Origin of the sequence: Plantibacter sp. CFBP 8804 (assembly GCF_014841225.1) — a bacterium.
Lineage (GTDB): Bacteria > Actinomycetota > Actinomycetes > Actinomycetales > Microbacteriaceae > Plantibacter > Plantibacter auratus.
This window is the reverse complement of sequence record NZ_JACYTU010000007.1, coordinates 35620-57589: the sequence shown is the minus strand read 5'-3', so window position 1 is coordinate 57589 and position 21970 is coordinate 35620. Positions and strand designations below refer to the sequence as shown.

Genomic DNA, 21970 nt, shown 5'->3' with positions numbered 1-21970 from the left:
GATGATGGAGGCAACCGGAGCGGCAGTCCCACGCTCCCCGAGAGGTGGCACCACGATGACCGTTCCCCGCGTCCTGATCTCCGGAGCCAGCATCGCCGGCCCCGGCCTGGCGTTCTGGCTGAACCGCTACGGCTGGGAGACGACGGTCGTCGAGCGCGCGCCGGCGTTCCGCGACGGCGGCCAGAACATCGACGTGCGAGGCGCTGCTCGCGAGGTCCTGCGACGCGCGGGCCTCGAGGACGCGGCACGCGAGGCGACCACCGGTGAGCGCGGTACCCGGTTCGTCGGCGACGCCGGTGAGACGATCGCCGAGTTCCCGGTGTCGGACTCCGAGACCGACGGCGCGACCGCCGAGGTCGAGATCCTCCGTGGCGACCTGGCCCGCATCTTCATCGACGCGACGGACGGCACCACCACCTATCGGTACGGCGACCACATCACCGGACTCGACGACGACGGCGAACGGGTCCTCGTGTCCTTCGCACATGGCGAGGATGAGGCGTTCGACCTCGTGATCGCGGCGGACGGCATCCGATCGTCGACCCGTGAGCTGGCCTTCCCCGGCGAGGCGGTGACCCGGTCCCTCGGCCTGGAGATGACCTACCTCACCATCCCGCGCGACGACGCCGACGTGCCGTGGTGGCAGTGGTACTCGGGCGTCGGCGGCCGCAGCGTCACGCTCCGACCCGACCGGCACGGCACCACCCGGGCCGTCCTCACGGAGGTCACGTCCGACCGCGGCGACGGCGTCGTCCCCGCGCGCCGCGACCTCGACGCACAGCGACGGCATCTCAGGAACCGGTTCGTCGGGCTCCCCTGGCAGGCGAACCGGATCCTCGAGCACCTCGACGACAGCGATGACGTCTACTACGAGTCCATCGGCCAGGTCAGGACGCCCCGCTGGGCATCCGGGCGGGTCGCACTGCTCGGCGACGCGGCCTGGTGCGCGTCGCCCGTCAGCGGCATGGGGACGAGCCTGTCGATCGTCGGCGCCTACGTACTGGCCGGTGAGCTGGCCGCGCACGTGCACCACCGGGACGCCTTCCGCGGGTACGAACGCATCATGCGCCCCTACGTCGAGCAGGCCCAGTCGCTGCCGCCGGGTACGCCGCAGCTCGCCAATCCGACGTCGAAGGCCGGCGTCGCGGCCTTCCGCACCGCACTCCGTGTGGCCGGGTCGAAGCCGGCGAAGCTCGTCGGTGCGCAGTTGTTCTCCCCGCCGGCCGACAAGATCGACCTGCCCGAGTACGAGCACCTGGCATGACCGGCGAGCCCCGGCCGATCGCCTCGAGCGCACCGGCACTGTCCGGCCCGGTCGTCGCCGCGCAGGAATGGCGGGACCTGGCGTTCGTCCACTGGCGCGTCCCGGCGAGCGCCGTCGCGCCGCTGCTCCCGCCCGGGGTGGTCCCCGACGTCTTCGACGGCTCCACCTGGGTCGGACTCATCGCCTTCCAACTGGGCGACGCGAGAATCGGCCCACTGCCGCCGTCGCCCATCGGCGGTTCCTTCACCGAGGTGAACGTCCGGTTGTACGGGGTCGATGCCGAGGGGCGTCGTGGCGTCGTGTTCCGGTCGCTGGAGGCGTCGAGCCTGCCGGCGGTCCTCGCGGCTCGCGCGATGTTCGGCCTGCCCTACCAGTGGGCGCGGACCGCGCAACGGCCGACGGACGACGGCTGGGAGTACGCGTCGCGGCGGATCGCCACGTCGCCGACGACACGAGGTCCGGGCTTCCAGCTCGGCGTCGACGTCGACCGGGCGACGGCCGTCGACGACGAGTTGTCACAGTTCCTGACGGCGCGGTGGGGGCTCTTCCAGAGCCGCTTCGGTCGGACGCAGTGGTTGCCGAACGAACACGAACCCTGGGTCCTGCACCCGGCGCGCGTCACCTCGTTGCGCGACGAGCTCTGCGCGGTGGCGGGCCTCCCGGGTGTCGTCGAGCTCGAGCCCGACTCGGTGCTCTTCAGCCCCGGCGTGACCGCCCGATTCGGCATCGGCTCGTTCCTCGCCCGCTCGTAGTCGATGCTGACCTGTGGATAACCCGGTCTCGACCTTCCGCGCCACGTACGCTGCTGGGAATCGACGGACGGAGCGTGGACTTGAGACGACGGGTCTTCACGGCCGCCGTGCTGATTCTCGGCTGCTCGCTCGGTGTAGCAGGTCGGAGTCTGCTTCCTCCGTTCGTGATCGACCGTCCGTTCTGGAGGGACTTCTTGACCGGGCCCGCAATGGGCGGCCTGTTCGCGCTGGCCGGAGCCGTCATCGCGTTTGCAGCTGCCGCGGTCGCAGCTCGAATCTCGCGCCGCGCCGCGCAACGCCAGGAGTGGTGGGCACGCGCCGAGTGGGCTCTGAATCTGGCGACATCCGACCGCGGCTCCGAGCGCGACGTCGGGTTGGCAGCAGTCGAAGTGTTGTTCCAGGACGCGACGCGGACCGAAGCCGCACTCGTCAACGCGGTCACATCGGCACTCCTGTTCGAGCCACGCGTGGACAGGAACGACCGATGACGCTCACAATGAATTACGGAGGGACATGCAATGGACGAGCAAGCTGAGCGGCGCACGCATGAACTGAACGGTCTCGAGGCGCGTATCGAGTCCGGCAAGGCAGACCCGGTGACGGACTCGCAGCGTGCCGTAGCCGCGCGAATCCGGGTTGCGTACGACAAACGGCGGGGACACGAGACCGCGGAGTGGATCAAGCGATTGGCGCGGAGCGCCTGAGCGCCTCGACCTCAGCCGCGCCGAGTCAATGTGAGACTGCGGCGAGCACGGCGGGGTCCTCGCAGCCGCGCGCGAAGCCTCGGATGCGGCGGTCGATGTCGCGCTGCAGGACGATCGCACCGATGCGCTCGGCGATGGGCGCCAGCCACCGCGGCTTGCACGTGAAGTTGTAGCGCCAGACGGCGAGGGTGCGCTGGTCGTCGCCCTCCACCGGGCTGAAGCGCCAGCCGCCGGCGAGCCGCTCGAAGAACCATGAGCCCTTCGTCATCTTCATACCGACGTTGGTCGGCGGGTGGTACGAGACGTACTCGCTGACCATCCGGAACCCGAACCGCTGGACGGTGAAGGTGCGGACGCCCTTGGCGGCCTCCTTCGCGCCGTCGAGGAAGTACTGCCGCCGGATGAACGGATCCCAGCGCATCCGGGTCTCGCCGGTGGTCTGGGAGATCGCGAACGCAACGTCGGGCGGGACGGGCACGGTGCAGCGGGATTCGACGACGGGCATGCCCCATCCTGACACGGGTGCTTGACGAGTATCGCTTGTTCGTGTTCAATCAGTCACATGAGCCGATCGACCGCCGAGGACCAACGCGTCCGCACCATCGCGAGTGCGGTGGAGGTCTTTTCGATCGCCGGTTACCGCGCCACCCCCGTCGCGGACGTCGCTGCGGCGGCCAAGATCTCCCCCGCGTACGTCTTCCGTCTGTTCGACGGCAAACTCGGCCTCTTCGTCGCCGCGGTCGAGCACTGCTACGAGCAGGTCGCGAACGCGATGTCCGCAGCCGTCGAGGACCACCCGGAGTGGGGCCCGGACGACAAGCTCGACGCGATGACCCAGGCGTACATCGAGCTCATCCGAGACCGCAGTCTCATCGCCCTCCAGGTGCACGCGCAGAGCGCCTGCGACGTCCCCGAGATCCAGGAGGCGGTCCGTTCCGGGCTCGCACTCGTGGTGCGCGTCATGTCCCGTGACTCCGGGGCGGACGCCGGCGCAGTCCAGCGCAGTCTCGCCTACGGGCAGCTCTGCCACCTCGTCGTACAGGCGGGCCTCGGCGACGTCGACGCCGACTGGGCGCGCGTCGTCGACCACGGCATCCGGCACGACTGATCGACTCCGAGCCACCGACCACACCCGCTGCTTTTCGTATCCACAGTTGTGACTGTTCAGTCACACACAACCATCACGAGATCGGAACACACCATGAACACGACACCATCCGCGACCACCAATCAGGTCGTCCTGCCAGGCCTCGTCGAGCCGTCCGGCCTCGAACTGGCTACCGTGCCGACGCCGACACCCGGACCAGGCCAGCTCCTCGTCGAGATGGAGGCGACCGGGGTCTCCTTCGCTGAGCAATCGATGCGCAAGGGCCGATACTTCGGCCAGCCGGCGTTCCCGTTCGTCCCGGGATACGACCTCGTCGGACGGGTGCTCGAGGTGGGCACCGGTGGCGACGCGACCCTCATCGGCGAACGGGTCGCGGCCCTGACCAAGACGGGAGCCTGGGCGACGCACGCCATCGTGGCCGCGCGCGACAGCATCCTCGTGCCGGACGGGGTCAGTTCCGAAGACGCCGAGACGGTCGTGGTGAACGGCGTCACCGCCTGGCAGATGCTGCATCGCGCTGCGCGGGTCCAGCCGGGCCAGACCATCCTGTTGTTCGGTGCGAACGGCGGCGTCGGCGGAATCCTCATCCAGCTGGCGCGGCTCCACGGCGTCCGCGTCATCGGTGCGGCGTCACCCCGGCATCACGAGGCACTCCGCGCGACGGGCGTCATCCCCGTCGACTACGCGGACCCCGAGCTCGCGACACGCGTTCGCGAGCTGGCGCCGGACGGGGTCGATGCCGTCTTCGACAACGTCGGCGGCCAGACGACCCGCACGGCCTTCGGGCTCCTCGCCCGCGGCGGCACGCTCGTGACCTACTCGATCATCTCAACGGTCGGCGGCACGGGACCGCTCATGGCGCCGTTCCTGCTGGCGATCGGTCAGGCGCTGCTCTGGACCGCCCTCCCGAACGGCCGCAGCTCGACCTTCTACGACCTGTGGGCAGGCCACCGCTTCCGTCCCGCCCGCTTCCGCCGCCACCTGGAGGCCGACCTCGGCGAGGTCTTCCGACTCCTCGAGCACGGCGACATCACCGCCAACATCGCCGCCCGGTTCCCCCTCACCGAGATCGTCGCCGCCATGGAACTCGCCGAGTCGCGGACCCTCAACGGGAAGGTGGTCCTGCACCCCTGAGCCGGGCCGCAGGCTGAGGTGAGGCAACTGGTCGCCCGGAACGCTGGCAGGCGACCAGATGCCTCACCTCAGCGACGGAGCGCGGCGGGCAGCACCCGGTCGACGAGCTTGAGCAGCACGGCGAACACGATCGCGACGACGAGCACCATGAGCGCGTTCCGGACGGCGCCGTCGAAGCCGAGCTGCGTCGCATCGAGGAAGGGGTAGGGGTACCAGCCGGTGATGCCGCCACGGATGAAGGTGAAGACCACCCAGGCGAGCGGCCAGAGGAACGCCCAGGCGACGGTGCTCCAGGTGAACCGCGGACGCGGACCGAACACGAGCCAGGCACCGAGCGTGAGCCACGGCGAGAGGTAGTGGAACCCGATCGTGATGACGAGCGCCCACCCCGTGAGGTTCACCTGCGGCGCGAGCACCACGGCGTAGACGATGCCGGTGATGACGATGCTGAGCAGGGCGTCGAGCCGTGCCACCCGCCAGAGCCGGCCGTCACGCAGGGGGTCGATCGCCAGCAGGACGGACACCGCGAGCACGATGAGGTTGCTGAGGATCGTGAACGCACTGAAGATACGTGCGAAGCGGGTCGCGAGGCCGACGGACATGTCCACGCCACCCGAGCGGGCGTCGGCGCCGCCGGTGATGACGAGGACGATCTGGATGACGAGCGAGATCGCGATGATCACGGCGATCAGGAGGTAGACCACACGGCTGGCGGTGACGACGACCGCGGACGGCGCGACCTGCGTGGGATGGACGGTGGTGCTCACCCGCCAACCCTAGCCAGCCCGCCGCACCCCACCTCCCCCAAGCCCTGACGCATGCGCTTTCAGGCCAACAGCGGCAGTCGCCCGACGATCCGGTCCACCCGGTTGCGCGGCCCGACCAGGGCGACGGCCAGCGGGGCGAGGGCCTCCGACGCGGTCGCCGCCACCGCCTCGAGGTACTCGTCGTAGACCCGGGTGAGCTGGGCCGCCTCCGGCATGTCGACGACGAGCACACCGTCCGAGCCCGCCGCCTTGGTCCGGATCGCCGCCAGTTGCTCGGCCGGAGCGGTCAACACGCTGCACCCGGCCCACGGCAGTCCGGGATGAGCCGAGCCGTCGGCGTCGACGGCGTCCGGTCCGAGAAGTCCCTGCACCCGTGCTCCGATCGCCGCCGCGACGCAGGCCGCCGCATTCACGGCTCGACCGGCCGGGAGGTCCTGCTGCACGACGACGACCCACTTCAGCCGGGCGGACCGCGTGGGCGCCGCCGTGTCGATCTCCTCCGGCGCGAAGCCGACGAGCTGTTCTTCCATCATGTCTCTCCCTGATGTCGTACGCGGATCGACCCTCAGGCTATGTCGAGCAGACCCGTAGTCGTTCCGAGCCCGAATATCGTCCGGCCGAACTGGCACAATCGACCGCATGGACGAACTTGATACGGCGATCCTGCGCGAACTGCAACGCGACGCCCGGCGCACCAACCGCGACATCGCGGCCGCGGTCGGCGTCTCGCCCACCACCGCACTCGACCGCACCCGCGGTCTGTACCGCCGGGGCGTCATCCGCGGCGCGCGACTCGACGTCGATCTGCCGTCGCTCGGTCGCTCGGTCCAGGCGCTCATCGCCATCCGAATCCGACCGCCGTCGCGCGTCAACATCGACGCGTTCCGCAGCTGGGCGATCACCCTCCCCGAGACCATCGGTGTGTTCGTCGTCTCCGGGAACGAGGACTTCCTGCTCCAGGTCGCCGTACCCGACAACGACGCGCTCTACGCCTTCGTCATCGACAAGCTCACCGAGCGTGAGGAGGTCGCGGACGTCCGGACGAGCGTCGTCTACGAGCACGTGCGACAGCACGTGGTGATGCCTGCGGAGGCGACGAGCTGAGCGGCTGTTGGTGACAGATCAGCCGACGTGCTCGCCGAGGAACGTACGCACGTCGTCGATCTCGGCCTGGTGGATCCCGTGGGCGAGCCCCGGGTAGGTGCGCTCGGTGAGGGTCGTGTGCAGCGGCAACCAGGCGTGGGTCCGCGCGACGGCCGGCGCGGCGATGACCCGGTCCTCGAGCCCGCGCCCCCAGAACACCGCAGGCTTCGTCGCGGCCAGCACCTCGTCGCCGGGCTGCGGCGCACTCAGCACGAACCCGGCGAGGATGACCGGCGCCACGACCCGCTCGGGACGCGTGCGGAGCAGCTGCGAGGCCATGAAGCCGCCCTGCGAGAAGCCGATGGGCACGATGCGTGCCTCGGCCGGCACGTGCTCGTCGATCCAGTCCCAGACGGCGTCCGTGGCGCGGGCGATCGGCTCCGGGTCCGGGTTGCCCGGCGTCGTGATCTCGAACCAGGCCGCCCCGCCGTGACCCATCTCGAGCGGCGCGCGCAGCGACACCCAGGGCATCCCGAGCGCGAGCGGCCCGACGAGGCCGGTGAGGTCGTGCTCGTTGGAGCCGTAGCCGTGGAGGAGCACAGCGACGACGGGCGCGGACGACACGGCGTCGGCCCAGTCGGCGGAACGGACGTCACGCAGTGCGGTGGTCATCGGGACAGCAGCTCCTCGGTCGACAGGTCGGGCAGGGCCACCGTCACGCGGGTCCCCCACGGGTCGGAGACGGTCACGGAACGACCGTCCGCGTCGAAGGGGATCGTGCGGGCGCGCAGCCTCGCGGCCAGCGTATCGAGGTTCGCGAGGTCGGGGACGGTGATCGACACGTCGCCGAGGCCGAGGGCGGCCGCGCGGGGACCGGCACCCTGGCTGTTCCAGACGTTCATCGCGATGTGGTGGTGGTACCCGCCGGCGGAGGCGAAGATCGCGCCGGGGTACTCGGTCTGCGTCGTCTCGAATCCGAGGGCGTCGACGTAGAAGGCTCGGGCGGTCTGGAGGTCGCCCACCTGCAGGTGCACATGCCCGACGGCACCGGCCAACGAGGGCCCGGCGCCGAGGGCGTCCTCCGTGAGATGACGCTGCAGGTAGGCGTTCGGGTCGAGGTACGTGGTGGTCATGGCGATCTGGTCGCCCGAGCGCACCCAGCTGCTGCGCGGGCGGTCCGTGTACAACTCGACGCCGTTGCCCTCCGGGTCGGTGAAGTAGAACGCCTCGCTCACGAAGTGGTCGCTCGACCCGACAAACTGTCCGCGGGGGTCCTGCGCCGCCCGATAGACCGTCGCCGAGAGACTCGACTCGTCCTCGAACAGGAACGCCGTGTGGAACAGGCCGGCTTGCCGCCGGTCGACGGCCGGCAGGTCGGGCGTGTGCACGAGCCGCACGAGCGGGGTGTCGCCACGACCGAGCACGCGGTGCACCTCGCGGTCGCGGCTGCGCTCCTCGAGCGGCTCCATCGCGAATGCGTTGGCGTAGTAGCCGGACATGAGGTCGAGGTCGCCGACGCGGAGCGTGACCGCGCCCATCGACGTCTCCGGGGCGAGCAGACGCTCGTCGAGCACAGCGGACATTCGGTCTCCGATCGGGTGATGGGGGTCGGTACAGGCTACCCCGTTTACTTGTAGATGTAACCAATTCCGGGTCGCCCTATTCCGCGATCTGCCGACACGCCTGTCAAGCCCTTGTCTCGCGCGCGCGAGGGGTGTGGGCTGGAGGACCACAACGAGAAGAGTGCTCACATGACCGATGCCAGCAGCGCGGCCGACCGCAGACGGAGTCGCCGCGGACTTCCTCCCATGAAGACCCTCCTCACCGACCTCCGCGAGGACGTCGTCCGCCTCGTCACGGGCGAGATCGCCCTGTTCAAGGCGGAGATGACGAAGAAGGCCAAGGACCTCGGGATCGGCGCGGGCATGCTCGTCGTCGCCCTGGTGCTCGTGCTCTTCGGCTTCGGGACGCTCATCGCGGCCGCCGTCCTCGGACTCGCCACCGTGCTCCCCGCCTGGCTCGCCGCCCTCATCGTCGGCGTCGTCCTCATCCTCGTCGCCGGGATCCTGGCGCTCGTCGGCGTCAAGAAGCTCAAGGCCGGCGCGAAGCCCGTCCCCGAGCGCAGTGTCGAAGCCCTCACCGGCGACCACCTCGCAGATCAGCAGCACGACTCGAAGCACGACACCAAGGAGGCCGCAGCATGAGCGACCAGGATCTCGCCCGCCCCACTCCCCCCGAGGGCGCCGGTCTGAACACCCTGCAGCTCGACGTCGAGCAGACGCGTGAGCACCTCGCGCAGACGCTCGACCTCCTCTTCCAGAAGTTCGACGTCCGCACCGCCGTCGCGTACCACCTGCGCACCACCGCCATCGTCGTCGCCTCGGTCGCGGTCGTCGGTGCCGGCGTCCTGCTGTGGCGTGCGAACCGAGGGCACCGTGTCTGAGTCCGCCAAAGAGGACCGCCTCGAGCGCAGTACTCCGGACGATCCGCGGAACCGCGATGCGGACCACGCGGAAGAGACGATGAACCCCCAGCGCGTCCCCGTCCCCTGGGGCTACGTCCTGAAGCGGACGCTGCACTCCTTCACCTCGAACCAGTGCACCGACCTCGCCGCAGGCCTCACCTACTTCGCGATCCTGTCGCTGTTCCCGGCCGTCCTGGCGCTCGTCTCGATCCTCGGCCTCTTCGGACAGAGCCGCAACGGCACCGACGCGCTCCTCGAGATCGTCGGCAACCTCGCCCCGGGCGACAGCCTCGGCTTCCTGACCGACGCGGTGAACCAGTTCGTCGAGTCACCCGCGATCGGCTTTGCGCTCATCGCCGGTATCGGCGGTGCCGTGTGGTCGGCATCCGGCTACGTCGGCGGCTTCGGTCGCGCGCTCAACCGCATGTACGGGGTCGAAGAGGGTCGCAAGATCTGGTCCCTGCGTCCGACGCAGCTCGGCGTGACCCTCGTCGTCCTGCTCGTCATCTCGGTGATCGCCCTCGCACTCATCGTGTCCGGCCCCGTGGCGCAGGCCATCGGACAGGCGGTCGGTCTCGGCGAGACGGGCCTCACGGTCTGGTCGATCGCGAAGTGGCCGGTCATGGCCGCCGCCCTCGTCTTCGTCATCGCCGTGCTGTACTCCGCGACGCCGAACATCAAGCCGGAGAAGTTCCGTTGGATCAGCATCGGTGCGCTCGCCGCACTCCTGATCCTGCTCCTCGCGTCGCTCGGGTTCGGCTTCTACATCGCCAACTTCAGCAACTACGACGCCACCTACGGCTCGCTCGCCGGCATCATCATCTTCCTGCTGTGGATCTGGATCGCGAACCTCGCGCTGCTGTTCGGTGCCCAGCTCGACATCGAGATCCAACGTGGGCGTCAGCTGGCCTCGGGTGTCGCCGCCGAGCAGGAGCTGCAGCTGCCCCTGCGATCGGACGCCGCGATCAAGGCACTCGCCGACCGCGACGCGAAGGATGCCCTCGAGGGCCGTCGGGTCCGGCGTGCAGCGGACCGCACGGACTGACCCAAACAGCCCGCGAACTGTCAGAAACGGCTAGTCGGATGGTGGTCTGACTAGCCGGAACTGACAGTTCGCGGGCTGCTGTGGGGTGGGACGGGGTTACGGCGTGGGCATACCGCCGTTGACGTTCAGGGTCTCACCGAGCACGTAGCTCGACTCCGCCGACGCGAGGAACACGTAGGCGGGCGCGAGCTCGGCCGGCTGGCCCATGCGGCCGAGCGGGGTGTCCTCGCCGAACTCGGCGATCTTGTCCTGCGGCTGACCGTCCGACACCTGGAGCGGCGTCCAGATCGGGCCGGGCGCGACCGCGTTGACGCGGATGCCCTTGGGCGCGAGCTGCTGCGCCAGTGCCTTCGTGAAGGCGTTGATGGTCGCCTTGGTCGACGCGTAGTCAACGAGGATGTCAGAGGGCGAGTACGCCTGGATCGACGTCGTGTTGATGATGGACGAGCCTGCCGGAAGGTGCGGGAGGGCGGCCTTCGAGAGCCAGAACATCGCGTAGACGTTGGTCTTGAAAGTGTCGTCGAACTGCTCGTCCGTGAGGGTGGTGAGGTCCTCGTTGAACATCTGCTTGCCGCCGTTGTTCACGAGGATGTCGAGTCCTCCGAGGCCCTCGACCGTCTGCGCGACGAGGTCGCGGCAGTAGGACGGGTCGCGCAGGTCGCCCGGCAGGGTGAGGACGGTGGCGCCGGCCTCGCGGATGATGCCGGCGATGCGCTGCGCGTCCTCTTCCTCCTCCGGGAGGTAGGAGAGGGCCACGGAGGCACCCTCGCGGGCGAAGGCGATCGCGGTGGCGGCACCGATACCGGAGTCGCCGCCGGTGATGAGCGCCTTGCGGCCGGTGAGACGACCCGAGCCGCGGTAGCTCTCCTCGCCGAGGTCGGCCTTCGGGTCGAGCTTCGCGTCGAGGCCTGGCTCGGGCTGGTGCTGCTTCTCGGCGGTGATGTGGGCGTAGAGCTTCGCCGGGTCGGTGAAGGTGTACTGGTCGTTGGCCATGGTGATGGTCCTCTCGTTCAGTGTTCGGTCGTGGTCGGACAGGTCGGAATGGTTCAGGTCAGATGCGGTCGGTCGCCGGGTCGGTCGCCGGGTCGGGCACCGAGGTCGATCGGCGTCCGTAGGAATTGACGGGTCGGCCGGTCGCGAGTCCGTCGAATCGGAAGATGCCGCCGCTGAGCGGTGCATCCACCAGGTCCGCCTCGGTGAGGTTCTCGCGGGCCGTCCCGACGAAGAGCGTCGTGAGCTCGGGCCCGCCGAAGGCCACCGACGTGACGCCCGGGGCCGGCACGCTCAGCTCGTCCTCGACGGTGCCGTCCGGGCTCCACCGGAGCACGCGACCACCGCCGTTGACGCCGTTCCAGAATCGACCGTCGGTGTCGAGCGCGAGGCCGTCGGAGTCGTAGCCGACGAGGAAGGGCTCCAGCGGCCCGAGTCGGCCGTCTTCTCCGGTGCTCGCCCGGTAGACCGTCTTCACGGTGGTGTCGGTCACGTAGACGGTGCGACCGTCGTCGGACCACTCGAAGCCGTTGGTGACGCCGAAGCCGCCGAGCAGCGTGCGGAGTCCGGTGTCGTCGAGCAGGTACAGGGCGGCATTCGGTTCGCCGGTGGTGACGTTCATGGAGCCGACGAGGAACCGGCCGAACGGGTCGACCTTCGCCTCGTTGCTGCGCAGACCGGCGTGGACGTGGTCGAGCTTCGCCAGGGTCTCGGCGATGAGCCCGTCGTCGTCGAGGGTGACGATGCGGTCACCGAGTGCGGCGATGTAGCCGCCCGCGGCACGCGGCTGCACGGCGCTCAGCGGCGGTGGGAGCTCGGTGACGCGGTCGTCACTGCCGTCCACGCCGCCATCCATCCGTCCGCGGTGGAGCGTGCCCGCGGTGATGTCGACCCAGACGACCTCGTCGGTGCGGGCGTCCCACCAGATGCTCTCGACGAGGATCGCGGGGGTGTCTCGGAAGACCTGTGGGTGAACATCCATTGCCTCCACGGTACGGATCCGGACGAGTGTCCCCGCGGGGCTTGCTTTCCCAGCATCGGGCGGGTACCCGCGTGCGTGCGCTTCGACACTTCGACAGGCTCAGTGCGGCGCAGCTCAGGGACCGGGGACGTCAGTCCTCCTCGGTGAGCTCCTTGATCGTGAGGGCCGCGTTGATGAGCGCGAGGTGGCTCAGCGCCTGCGGCAGGTTGCCCCAGTGCGCACCGTCGGCCGGGTCGATCATCTCGGCGAGGATCCCGACGTCGTTGGTCATGCCGACGAGCTCGTCCATGGCCGCGATCGCCTCGTCGTGACGACCGACGCAGGCGAGCGCGGAGGCCCGCCAGAACGCACAGGCGACGAAGGTGTACTCCTCCTGCTGCACGCCCGAGTACCGGTACAGCAGCGCCCCCTCGCCGAGTTCGGCCGTCAGCGCGTCGATCGTCGAGGACATCCGGTCACCGCGGTCGAACCCGCTCATCGCGTGCAGCAGCACGGAGGCGTCGAGATCGTCGCTCCCGGGGAACATGACGTACGCCCCGCGCTCCTCGTTCCACCCGTGCTCATCGATCCACTCCCGGATGCGGGTCTGCTCGGTGCGCCAGCGGTCGGCACTGCCGGCGACCTGCCCGAGCTCCGCCAGGTGCACCGCGTCGCCGAGCGCCTGCCAGCAGCCCATCTTCGACGACACGTAGTGCTCCTCCTGGGGCAGCTCCCACATGCCGGCGTCGCGGTTCCGCCACAGGTCGCAGGTGCGGTCGGCGACCTCGGCGAGGAGACGGCCGGTCTCCACGTCGAGGACGTTGCCGGCGTCGACGTAGGTGCGGCAGATCGCGAAGAGGTCGCCGTAGACGCCGAGCTGCAGCTGCCCCTGGGCCGGGTTCCCGCTGACCACCGGACCGATGCCGCGCCAGCCGGCGACGTCGTGCTCGACGACCCCGTCGGGCACCCCGCCCTCGAGTCCGTAGAAGATGTGCAGCTCCGGCCCGTTCTCGCGGATGGTGCGCAGCAGCCACGACACGGCCGCGTGCGTCTCCTCGCGGAGACCGAAGCGGACGAGCGCGTGCGCGGTGTACGCGAGGTCGCGCACCCAGGCGAAGCGGTAGTCCCAGTTCTTGGCTCCGCGCGGGTTCTCCGGGAGCGAGGTGGTCGCCGCGGCCGCGATGGCGCCGGTGGGGCTGAAGATCAGGAGTTTGAGCGCGAGCGCACTGCGCTGCACCTGATCCGCCCACGGGCCTTCGTAGGAGAAGGCCCGGGACCAGGCGCGCCAGTTGTCGATCGTCCGATCGATGCCCACGTCGACGTTCGCGGGGACCGGCAGATGGATCGGCTCACCGTGGGTGGCGACGATGATCAGCAGGTGACGGGATTTCTCGGTCGTCGTGAAGCGACCGGAGAGCTCCGTCGGCATGGCCCCGTCGACCTCGACCGCCTCCGGCCCGTACTCGTCGCCGACGACCGCGATCGTCGTCGCGCCGGAGCGGATGATGGGGCCGCGCGTGCTGTCCTCGATCCAGGGCGAGGCCGTCCCCAGCGCCGTCCCGGGCCGGACGCGCCAGGTGAACTCGACGCTGCCGGAGACCCCGTCGATCCGGCGCGCGAGTTCGGCCCAGGGCAGGCGACCCGCGATGCCCGTGACGAGTGCGTCCGTGATCGTCGCACGCCCGTGCTCGGTCGTGAAGGTCGTGCGCAACACGTTGGTGCCGGACACGTAGCGCCGCGTGACGGTGTACTCGCCGACCGGCTCGAGCTCGATGCACCCGCCGGAGTCGTCGTCGAGCAGCCGGGCGAACACCGGCATGGAGCCGAGGTCGGGGATCGGCAGCCAGTCGACCTGGCCACGGAGTCCGATGAGGGCGACGGTGCGGCCGTCCCCGATCGGTGCGTACGAACGGAGATCCTCGCCAGCTGCGGTCATGCGCTTCACCCTACGAGCCGCGCCTCCGAATCGCCGGGGCTGGCGGCCCCGGCACGCGGCTGCTAGCGCGGGACGCCTGGTGCCGAGCGGGCGTCAACCCCTGGAGGCGGATCGCCCGGATCGGCTTGGCTGAACGGACCGCAACCACAGCATGCTGGCACGCACAGCAGCACAGGGAGGAACACCATGAACCAGCCCGCTCAGCAGCAGCAGCCGCCCGGGACCGAGGGAGCGCTCACGCCGCAGGCCGACCACGGCGAGACCGGCTACCGGGGTTCGGGCAAGCTCGAGGGCAAGGTCGCCATCATCACCGGCGGCGACAGCGGTATCGGCAAGGCCGTCGCCATCGCCTACGCCCGCGAAGGGGCGGACGTCGTCGTCAGCTACCTCGACGAGGACGAGGACGCGGCCGACACGGTCCGCTGGGTCGAGGAGGCCGGCCGGACCGCCCTCAGCATCGGTGGCGACCTCACGAGCCCCGAGCACTGTCGCGAGATCGTCCGCACGACGGTCGAACGCTTCGGCAAGGTCGACATCCTGGTGAGCAACGCCGCGTACCAGATGACGCGGGAGACGCTCGCCGAGATCCCGGACGAGGAGTGGGACCACACGCTCGCCACGAACCTGAGCGCGTTCTTCCACTTGAGCAAGGCGGCCGTCCCCCACATGGCTCCGGGCTCCTCGATCATCGCGACGAGCTCGGTGCAGGCCGACTCGCCGTCGCCGCAGCTCATGCCCTACGCCATGACCAAGGCGGGTCTCGCGAGCATGACCGCGTCGCTCGCGCAGATGCTCGGTGGTGACGGGATCCGCGTGAACGCCGTCGCCCCCGGTCCGATCTGGACGCCCCTGATCCCGTCGACGATGCCGCCCGAGACGGTCGAGTCGTTCGGGACGGACACCCCGCTCGGCCGTCCGGGGCAGCCCGCCGAGGTCGCTCCGCCCTACGTGCTGCTCGCCTCGGACGAGGGGAGCTACATCTCGGGCGCCGTCATCGCGGTGACCGGCGGCAAGCCGATCCTCTGAGGACCGGCGCGCCGGGCGCCGCTCAGGCGTCGGGCGAACGCTCCGAGCGCTCGATCTCGGCGTGGATGCGGCGCAGCGCGAACAGCAGGTTCTCGCCGCCCGCATCCTCCGCCGGGTCGTCGTCGTCCGGCTCCCGACCCGCCGCACCGTTCGCACCAGCGTGGGCCGAGCGGACCGCCCGTCGCAGCGTCGTCAGCGCCCGGTCGGAGGCACGCAGCGCCTCGGAGAGCCGCTCGTCGTCGATCGCGGCCTCGACGAGGTCGGCCGAGGCGTCGATCGCATCGGCGAGCGCACTCCGGACGCCCTCGTCGAGGTCGACCGGCACCGGGATCCCCCAGAGCGCCGCACGCAGGGCGTCACCGATCTCCACGACCACCGGCGCGATCCGCTCGAGGGCGGCGAGCGCCCCCTCATCCCCGCGGAAGTCGTGCCGGTTCCACCGCGTGCGCGGATTGGCCCGGCGACTCTCCGCGGCGTCTTTCATCAGCCCGCGGGCTGCGTCGACGTCGTGCCGGATGGCGAGCAGCGAGCTGTCCCAGGACGGCGGGTCGTCCGGGGTCGGTGCCGACTCGGATCGGAGGGTGTCCGACATGCTCCGGAGTGCACCGACCATCCGAGACCTGGCGGCCGAGATCCCCGCTGCCGACTCGCGGACGAACAACGGCGGCATGATGAGCAGGTTCACGAGGAGCCCGACGAGCACGCCGAGGGCCATCTGCACGAGGTAGCCGACCGAGAAGTCGTTGGCGTTCGCTCCGCCGATGATGATGACGAAGAGTGCCGCGATGGGGACGTAGTCACGGCCCTGTCCGAGCCCCGGCAGGCCCGCGAGCAGCGTGCCGACACCGACCGACAGCGAGACGGACACCCAGCCGGGCGCGGGCGAGATGATGAGCAGCCACGCGAGTCCGATGCCGAGGCCCAGGCCAATGAGGGTCTGCAGGCTCGAGCGCACCGAGTCCATGAGCGTCGGAGTGAGGCTCACGAGGGCGCCGAGCGGCGCGTAATAGGAGAAGTCGCCGAGCTCGCCCGGCAGCAGGCTGCCGAGGAACCAGGCGGCGGTGGCCGCGATGGCCACCTTGAGCGCGAGCATGAGGCGCCACGGACGCAGCGCGGGCATGATCCACGCGCCGACCCGTTGCTTCGGTGTGCGGATGCTCCCCGTCGGGGTCTCGCGCCCGGTCACCTCATCGCCGCTCATCACAGCCGCCATGGTGGTCTGGCCCTGTCGAAGCGTCAACCCCCACGCGCCGATCAGCTCCGCGGCCTAGCGTTGGTCTGGTCATCTCCGATGGCGACAACCAGGAAGGAAGCGAACATGACGAACGCATCTGCATCATCCTCACGTCCCGACGCGGAGGAGATCCCCGACGGTTCGGGCTCCGACGGTTCCGAGCCGAACGACGGCGAGGACACGGCGTNGCGCCCGACGACGCGTGGTCGTCGGGCGCCGCCCAGGGTCACCGCCTGCAGGTCAACGACTGCGGGTCGCCGTGCGGTTCTCCGCGCTGATCATCCACGCGAACTGCTCCAGCTGCTGGATGATCGCGTGGAGGATGTCCGCGCTCGTGGGGTCCTCGTCGTCGACGTCGTCGTGGACCCGACGCATCGTGCCGACGACCGCCTCGAGTCGGACGGTGATCAGGTCGATGGTCTCCGAGGTGTCGATCTCGCCCTGCGGGTACTCGGGCAGCGTCGTGGTCTCGGCGACGATGTCGCTGCGGCCGTCCGGCACGGCGTGCAGGGCACGCATGCGCTCCGCGACGGTGTCGCTGAACTCGCGAGCGGCGTCGATGATCTCGTCGAGCTGCAGGTGCGTGTCGCGGAAGTTGCGTCCGATGACGTTCCAGTGCGCCTGCTTGCCCTGGATCGACAGCTCGATGAGGTCGACGAGGACGGCCTGCATGTTGGCGTCGAGTTCCTTCGACGCGACGAAGCCCTTCTCGGCGTTCTGCCGACGGGTGGGCTTCGGCCCGGATCCTCCGGGAGCCGATCGGGTCGTGCTCTCGGTCTTGCTGGTCTTGTCTGCTGTTGCCATGGTTGGCACCTCCTGCACGGCAGGTTACGCACCGTACCTGTCGATCCCGGGGCCCTTGACATCGACGCCGAAGCATCCCATCCGTGCCCGCGCGGCCGCCAGCTGGGTTTTCGGAGCCGAGAGTCTTAAGGTGAAGCGACACCGCGATAGACACCGCGTGACGCACAACGAGGAGAGCACGGCCCGCCATGGGAAAACTGATCTACGGTTCTGAGGTCTCGATCACCTTCGAGGACCGGCTGCTTGCGCACCTGCAGTTCGTGATCGGTGCGAAGCTCCGCCGGAACGAGGCCTTCTACTTCGGTTGGAAGGACGACCCGCGCGCCGGCGACGGGCGCAGCGTCATCTGGATCCACCCCTCGGTGCCGTTGCGTTTCAAGTACTCGGGCAGTGTCCCGATCGACCTCAACCGCGCGTGGATCGACGCGCTCAACGTCACGGCGAACTCCGCCCACGGCCTCTCGGTCATCGCGGAGCCCGCTCCGAGCCGGACAGGACAAGTCGCATGAGCCGCATGGAGATCGTCTACCAGGGACTTCCGTACTCGATCGCCGTCTCCGACCCGGACGAGTTCCGCGCCGAGGTGCTCGACAGCATTTCCGCCGGACAGTTCCGGTGGCTGCAGGTCGACCGCGGTGAGGGTCAGCTGGAGCCCATCACCATCCTGATCGGCCCCGGGATCGGCATCGCGATGGGCACACCGGACGGTCCTTCCCAGGACACGCCGTCCTCGGCACTCCCCCAGGGACAGGACCCCGACCTGCTGTCCTGACCGCCTCGGCAGCGGAAGCTGGCATAGCGCAGCCGACACCTGGAAATCAACAGTTCAGAGCGACGATTTCAAGTTTCCTACACTTGTTCGGCGGACATTGAAGTGGGTCTCCAGGCTGGCCGCTCGACACCGGCGCATCTCGCCGTGTCGATCGTCGGAGGCCCGGAAAAGGGCACAGCACATGGGCGCGATCGTATACGGCACGGGCGAGAACCGGTTCCACCTCGAAGACCGGATGCTGGCTCACGTCAAGACCATCACCCTCATGAAGCTCCGCCGGAACGAGTCGTTCTCGGTGACCCTGCGCGACACCTCGACGGAACGCGGCCGCGTCACGCTCTGGCTGCACCCGTCGATCCCGCTGCAGTTCAGCTTCGACTCGGACGAGACGTTCGAGATGGACCGGCCCCTGCTCGAGGACCTCATGCACGGCGCCAACGGCGGCGAGGTCACCGTCCGCGCTGACGCGGACGAACTGGCGTAGTCATCGGGACCGCTCACGGGTGCCGCACGAAACAGGAGGGACTTCGTGCGGCCCCGTGAGGGTTCCGGCGGCCGACAGCTCAGGCGGCGATCGCGAAGCGGACCGCGTGCAGCGCATCGGCCCGTGAGGAGCCGCCCACCCGCAGCTCGAACTCGCCCGCTTCGACGACCCGTCGTCCCCTCGCGTCGACGATGGAGCAGTCGGCGACGGGCAGCTCGATCGTGACCGTCGCCGTGTCGCCCGGTTGGATCGCGACCTGACGGAACGTCTTCAGCTCCTGGTCGGCCCAGCTGACCGAGGTGACGAGGTCGCTGACGTACACCTGTACGGTCTCGAGGACGGGGCGCGAACCGCTGTTGTGCACCTCGACCTCGGCGCGCACGGTGGCGTCACGTCCGTAAACGGCCTGGTCGAGGCGCGGCTCTCCGTACTCGACGCTCGAGTAGGACAGCCCGTCGCCGAACGCGAACGCAGGCTCCTGGGTGAGGTCGGCGTAGCGGTCGCCGTGCTGTCCACGGATCTGGTTGTAGTACGTCGGCTGCTGGCCGGCGTGCCGCGCGAAGGAGATCGGCAGGCGACCGGTCGGATCGATGAGACCGAGCAGGAGTTCGGCGATCGCGCGGCCACCCTGCATGCCGGGGCTCGCCGCCCACACGATCGCGTCGGCGTGCAGCGCGGACGGCGGCAGCACGAGCGGCTTCGAAGCGAGCAGGACCACGACGAGCGGCTTGCCGGTGGCGGCCAGGGCGTCGAGCAGTGCCACCTGTCCGCCGATGAGCTCGAGCGTCGCGGTGGAGCGACCCTCCCCCACGAGTTCGATGCGGTCGCCCACGACGGCGACGACCACGTCGGCGTCCTCGGCCAGCGCGACGGCTTCCGCGATGAGCGCCTCGTCAGGTCGCGCGGGCGTGACGAGCGGCGGACGCGGCTGACCGTCGGGGAAGGTCGCCCCCGCGGGATCGGGTGAGAGCGTGAGGATGTCCGCTCCGAACGCGGTCGTGACCGTGCTCCCGGCGGGTGCGACCGCACGCAGGCCGTCGACCACGGTGGTGATCATCTCGCGCGGCTGGCCGTCGGGCAACCAACCGGCCTGGCCGGAGTTGCCCGCCCAGTCGCCGAGCTGCATCTGTGCGTCGTCCGCGAGCGGACCCACGACGGCGATGCGCTGCGGCCCGGCCTCGGACGTCGCGATCGCCCTGCCTGCCTCGTCCGCCCGGTAGCCGCCGGCGAGCGGCAGCACGCCCTCGTTGCGGAGCAGGACGAGCGAGCGACGCGCGGTCTCGAGGTTGAGCTCGGTGTGCTCTGGCGAACCGATCACCGCGAGCTGCTCCGCGGCGTCCGGGTGCCGCGGACGCTCGAACAGGCCGAGCGCGAACTTCAGGGTGAGGATGCGACGGACCGCGCGGTCGAGGTCGGCCTCCTCGAGCAGCCCGCGCTCGAGCGCCTCCAGGGCACCTTCGAAGAAGCCGGGCGTGGTCATCACCATGTCGTTGCCGGCGCGAATCGCGGCAGCCGAGGCGTGCACGTAGTCCGGGCTGACGTGCTGCTCCCAGACCATGCGGCCCACGTTGTCCCAGTCGGTGATGAGCGTCCCCTCGTACCCCCACTCGCCACGGAGGACGTCGTTGAGCAGCCACTCGTTGACCGTGATCGGCACCCCGTCGATCGACTGGTAGCCGAGCATGAAGCTGGCGCAGCCCTCGCGGGCGACCCGCTCGAACGGCGGGAGGAACCATGACCGCAGTTTGCGCGGGGAGATGTCGGCTTCGCTCGCGTCGCGCCCGCCCTGCGTCTCGGAGTAGCCGGCGAAGTGCTTGGCCGTCGCCAGGATGGCGGTCGGGTCGGACAGGCCGTCGCCCTGGTAGCCGCGCACCATCGCGGACGCGAGCTCGCCGATGAGGAACGGGTCCTCACCGAAGGTCTCGCCGACGCGCCCCCAGCGGAGGTCACGGGCGATGCAGAGCACCGGCGAGAACGTCCAGTGGACACCTGTCGCGGCGACCTCGACGGCCGTGGCCCTGGCGACCCGTTCGAGCAGCTCGGCGTCCCAGCTCGCGGCCATGGCCAGTTGCGTGGGGAAGATCGTCGCGCCGAGGTGGAAGGAGTGACCGTGGATGCAGTCCTCCCCCACGATCAGCGGGATCCGCAGTCGCGTCCGCCCGACGAGTTCATGGGCGACCGCGAGACGCTCCGGTGACGCGTGCAGGATCGAGCCGACGTGGGTCTCGAGCACGTGCGCCTCGATGTCGTCGCGGGCGTCGAGCTGCATCATCTGCCCGACCTTCTCGCGGACGGTCATCCGCTCGACGAGGTCGTCGACGCGGGCCGCGATCGGCAGCGCGGGGTCGAGGTAGCGGGCGTCCTCGAGGTGGCGGGCGGTGTCGGTCTTCATCGTTCGGTGGCTCCAGCGCGTTCGGTGTGGGTCGTGTCGGTGATCGTGGACGGGCCGGTCGTCTCGGTGCGGACGGCGGTGACGCTCGCCCCGGGCTTGATGCCGCGCTTGCGGAGGGCCCTGGCGCGTTCACCCGCCGAGCGGAGCCTCGGGTTCACGTACTCGTCGATCCCGAAGTTGATGAGCGACAGCGCGACGCCGAGCAGGGCGATGCAGACACCGGCGGGGACGTACCACCACCAGAAGTCGGGGAACGCACCGTTCTGCTGCGCCCAGAACAGGATGGTGCCCCAGTTGAGGTTCGTGATGGGGATGACGCCGATGAACGCGAGCGTGGTGAGCCCGAGTACTGCAGCGGTGACCGTGCCGACGAAGCTGGAGGCGATGATGGCGGTGAGGTTCGGCAGCATCTCGACGGTGATGATCCGGAAGAGGGACTCCCCGTTCGCCTTCGCCGCCTGGATGAAGTCGCGGTTCCGCAGTGACATCGTCTGCGCGCGGAGCACCCGGCCGCCCCATGCCCACCCGGTGAGCGCCAGGACCCCGGCGATGAGGAACAGGCTCGGGTTGTCGTACTGGGACGCCACGATGATCATGAGCGGGAGACCCGGGATGACGAGGAAGACGTTCGTCAGCGCGGACAGCGACTCGCTCGTGAACCCCGAGACGTACCCGGCGGTGACGCCGATGGCGACGGCGATGATCGTCGCGAAGATCCCGGCCAGGAAGCCGACGAGGAGCACGCCCCTGGTGCCGTAGATCAGCTGGCTCAGGACGTCCTCACCCATGTGCGTCGTGCCGAGCAGGTGCGCGGCCGACGGAGCCTGGCGCAGCGCGGTGAAGTCCTTCTCGAGCGGACCGTACGGCGCGATGAGGTCACCGAAGACCGCGACGAGGACGAAGAACCCGAGGATGCAGAGCCCCGCGATCGACTTGCCGTTCCGGAACATCGCGAACGACGACGCGAACCGGGCGGCGAACGAGCGACCAGCGGGCGTCGGCTTGGGCGCCTCGGCGGTGGCGAGGGCCTCGGTGGTGGGGATGGTCATG

General features: G+C 69.7%; 26 protein-coding genes. 14 read left to right on the top strand and 12 right to left on the bottom strand.

Features of this window, described 5'->3' with window-relative positions:
• Positions 1 to 55 precede the first annotated feature (55 nt).
• The 4 genes from IFU11_RS13445 (at position 56) to IFU11_RS20085 (ending at position 2720) form a co-directional block, all read left to right on the top strand.
• Complete coding sequence (locus tag IFU11_RS13445; RefSeq protein ID WP_191940346.1) at positions 56 to 1264, top strand: FAD-dependent monooxygenase; 1209 nt, start codon at positions 56 to 58, stop codon at positions 1262 to 1264.
• Complete coding sequence (locus IFU11_RS13440) at positions 1261 to 2016, top strand: YqjF family protein (protein ID WP_192019251.1); 756 nt, start codon at positions 1261 to 1263, stop codon at positions 2014 to 2016. Before IFU11_RS13445 ends, IFU11_RS13440 begins: the two co-directional genes overlap by 4 nt.
• 107 nt (positions 2017 to 2123) lie before the next feature.
• Positions 2124 to 2504 (top strand): hypothetical protein, encoded by a 381-nt coding sequence (locus tag IFU11_RS13435; RefSeq protein ID WP_192019250.1) that lies wholly within the window; start codon positions 2124 to 2126, stop codon positions 2502 to 2504.
• Between the two features lie 30 nt (positions 2505 to 2534).
• Entirely contained in the window at positions 2535 to 2720 is a 186-nt protein-coding gene (locus IFU11_RS20085; RefSeq protein WP_086472970.1) for a hypothetical protein, read from the top strand.
• A gap of 25 nt (positions 2721 to 2745) precedes the next feature.
• Here IFU11_RS20085 and IFU11_RS13430 read toward each other — a convergent pair whose 3' ends face one another.
• Positions 2746 to 3225, bottom strand: coding sequence for an SRPBCC family protein (locus IFU11_RS13430; protein WP_192019249.1), 480 nt, complete (start codon positions 3223 to 3225; stop codon positions 2746 to 2748).
• Between the two features lie 57 nt (positions 3226 to 3282).
• Here IFU11_RS13430 and IFU11_RS13425 point away from each other — a divergent pair, with 57 nt between their 5' ends.
• Positions 3283 to 3828 (top strand): TetR/AcrR family transcriptional regulator, encoded by a 546-nt coding sequence (locus tag IFU11_RS13425; RefSeq protein ID WP_192019248.1) that lies wholly within the window; start codon positions 3283 to 3285, stop codon positions 3826 to 3828.
• Between the two features lie 93 nt (positions 3829 to 3921).
• Positions 3922 to 4962, top strand: coding sequence for a medium chain dehydrogenase/reductase family protein (locus IFU11_RS13420; RefSeq protein ID WP_192019247.1), 1041 nt, complete (start codon positions 3922 to 3924; stop codon positions 4960 to 4962).
• A 68-nt stretch (positions 4963 to 5030) separates the two neighbouring features.
• Here IFU11_RS13420 and IFU11_RS13415 read toward each other — a convergent pair whose 3' ends face one another.
• Both IFU11_RS13415 and IFU11_RS13410 read right to left on the bottom strand, forming a co-directional pair.
• Positions 5031 to 5729: a Pr6Pr family membrane protein gene (locus IFU11_RS13415; RefSeq protein ID WP_191940342.1), complete on the bottom strand. Its 699-nt coding sequence runs from the start codon at positions 5727 to 5729 to the stop codon at positions 5031 to 5033.
• 59 nt (positions 5730 to 5788) lie between these two features.
• Positions 5789 to 6259, bottom strand: coding sequence for a DUF2000 domain-containing protein (locus IFU11_RS13410; RefSeq protein WP_192019246.1), 471 nt, complete (start codon positions 6257 to 6259; stop codon positions 5789 to 5791).
• A gap of 109 nt (positions 6260 to 6368) precedes the next feature.
• On the opposite strand from IFU11_RS13410, the gene IFU11_RS13405 reads away from it, so the two are divergent.
• Positions 6369 to 6833 carry an Lrp/AsnC family transcriptional regulator gene (locus IFU11_RS13405; RefSeq protein WP_192019245.1) on the top strand — a complete coding sequence of 155 codons (465 nt, stop codon included), beginning with the start codon at positions 6369 to 6371 and terminating at the stop codon, positions 6831 to 6833.
• An 18-nt stretch (positions 6834 to 6851) separates the two neighbouring features.
• Here IFU11_RS13405 and IFU11_RS13400 read toward each other — a convergent pair whose 3' ends face one another.
• Both IFU11_RS13400 and IFU11_RS13395 read right to left on the bottom strand, forming a co-directional pair.
• A complete protein-coding gene (locus IFU11_RS13400; RefSeq protein WP_192019244.1) occupies positions 6852 to 7484 on the bottom strand; it encodes an alpha/beta hydrolase in 633 nt (210 codons plus the stop codon).
• Positions 7481 to 8395 carry a VOC family protein gene (locus tag IFU11_RS13395; protein WP_079704870.1) on the bottom strand — a complete coding sequence of 305 codons (915 nt, stop codon included), beginning with the start codon at positions 8393 to 8395 and terminating at the stop codon, positions 7481 to 7483. Before IFU11_RS13395 ends, IFU11_RS13400 begins: the two co-directional genes overlap by 4 nt.
• A 168-nt stretch (positions 8396 to 8563) precedes the next feature.
• Between IFU11_RS13395 and IFU11_RS13390 the strand changes: the two genes are divergently transcribed.
• The 3 genes from IFU11_RS13390 to IFU11_RS13380 all read left to right on the top strand — a co-directional run bounded on the left by IFU11_RS13390 (position 8564) and on the right by IFU11_RS13380 (position 10321).
• Positions 8564 to 9016, top strand: a complete 453-nt coding sequence (locus IFU11_RS13390; protein WP_192019243.1) for a phage holin family protein — start codon at positions 8564 to 8566, stop codon at positions 9014 to 9016.
• Positions 9013 to 9255, top strand: a complete 243-nt coding sequence (locus tag IFU11_RS13385) for a DUF3618 domain-containing protein (RefSeq protein WP_064297084.1) — start codon at positions 9013 to 9015, stop codon at positions 9253 to 9255. Before IFU11_RS13390 ends, IFU11_RS13385 begins: the two co-directional genes overlap by 4 nt.
• 79 nt (positions 9256 to 9334) lie before the next feature.
• Complete coding sequence (locus IFU11_RS13380) at positions 9335 to 10321, top strand: YihY/virulence factor BrkB family protein (protein ID WP_192019327.1); 987 nt, start codon at positions 9335 to 9337, stop codon at positions 10319 to 10321.
• 96 nt (positions 10322 to 10417) lie between these two features.
• On the opposite strand, the gene IFU11_RS13375 is transcribed toward IFU11_RS13380, so the two are convergent.
• From IFU11_RS13375 to IFU11_RS13365, 3 genes are all read right to left on the bottom strand, one after another.
• Complete coding sequence (locus tag IFU11_RS13375) at positions 10418 to 11314, bottom strand: SDR family oxidoreductase (RefSeq protein ID WP_192019242.1); 897 nt, start codon at positions 11312 to 11314, stop codon at positions 10418 to 10420.
• Between the two features lie 58 nt (positions 11315 to 11372).
• Entirely contained in the window at positions 11373 to 12293 is a 921-nt protein-coding gene (locus IFU11_RS13370) for an SMP-30/gluconolactonase/LRE family protein (protein ID WP_192019241.1), read from the bottom strand.
• 130 nt (positions 12294 to 12423) lie between these two features.
• Positions 12424 to 14208 carry a glycoside hydrolase family 15 protein gene (locus tag IFU11_RS13365; RefSeq protein WP_192019240.1) on the bottom strand — a complete coding sequence of 595 codons (1785 nt, stop codon included), beginning with the start codon at positions 14206 to 14208 and terminating at the stop codon, positions 12424 to 12426.
• 186 nt (positions 14209 to 14394) lie between these two features.
• Here IFU11_RS13365 and IFU11_RS13360 point away from each other — a divergent pair, with 186 nt between their 5' ends.
• Positions 14395 to 15234: an SDR family oxidoreductase gene (locus IFU11_RS13360; RefSeq protein ID WP_192019239.1), complete on the top strand. Its 840-nt coding sequence runs from the start codon at positions 14395 to 14397 to the stop codon at positions 15232 to 15234.
• Between the two features lie 22 nt (positions 15235 to 15256).
• Here IFU11_RS13360 and IFU11_RS13355 read toward each other — a convergent pair whose 3' ends face one another.
• Positions 15257 to 16435: an FUSC family protein gene (locus tag IFU11_RS13355; RefSeq protein WP_192019238.1), complete on the bottom strand. Its 1179-nt coding sequence runs from the start codon at positions 16433 to 16435 to the stop codon at positions 15257 to 15259.
• Positions 16436 to 16708: 273 nt separating this feature from the next.
• Positions 16709 to 17272 (bottom strand): Dps family protein, encoded by a 564-nt coding sequence (locus IFU11_RS13350; RefSeq protein WP_192019237.1) that lies wholly within the window; start codon positions 17270 to 17272, stop codon positions 16709 to 16711.
• 188 nt (positions 17273 to 17460) lie between these two features.
• Between IFU11_RS13350 and IFU11_RS13345 the strand changes: the two genes are divergently transcribed.
• The 3 genes from IFU11_RS13345 (at position 17461) to IFU11_RS13335 (ending at position 18528) form a co-directional block, all read left to right on the top strand.
• The gene (locus IFU11_RS13345; RefSeq protein WP_064297077.1) at positions 17461 to 17781 is read left to right on the top strand and encodes a DUF7882 family protein; all 321 of its coding nucleotides are present in this window, start codon (positions 17461 to 17463) and stop codon (positions 17779 to 17781) included.
• Positions 17778 to 18044: a hypothetical protein gene (locus IFU11_RS13340; RefSeq protein WP_192019236.1), complete on the top strand. Its 267-nt coding sequence runs from the start codon at positions 17778 to 17780 to the stop codon at positions 18042 to 18044. The genes IFU11_RS13345 and IFU11_RS13340 overlap by 4 nt, the downstream gene beginning before the upstream one ends.
• A 181-nt stretch (positions 18045 to 18225) precedes the next feature.
• Positions 18226 to 18528: a DUF7882 family protein gene (locus tag IFU11_RS13335; protein ID WP_085512050.1), complete on the top strand. Its 303-nt coding sequence runs from the start codon at positions 18226 to 18228 to the stop codon at positions 18526 to 18528.
• A 79-nt stretch (positions 18529 to 18607) separates the two neighbouring features.
• Here IFU11_RS13335 and IFU11_RS13330 read toward each other — a convergent pair whose 3' ends face one another.
• Together IFU11_RS13330 and IFU11_RS13325 are read right to left on the bottom strand one after the other, a co-directional pair.
• A complete protein-coding gene (locus IFU11_RS13330) occupies positions 18608 to 20920 on the bottom strand; it encodes an exo-beta-d-1,3/1,6-glucosidase (RefSeq protein WP_192019235.1) in 2313 nt (770 codons plus the stop codon).
• Positions 20917 to 21969 (bottom strand): ABC transporter permease, encoded by a 1053-nt coding sequence (locus tag IFU11_RS13325; RefSeq protein ID WP_079704857.1) that lies wholly within the window; start codon positions 21967 to 21969, stop codon positions 20917 to 20919. The genes IFU11_RS13330 and IFU11_RS13325 overlap by 4 nt, the downstream gene beginning before the upstream one ends.
• Position 21970: the final 1 nt, after the last annotated feature.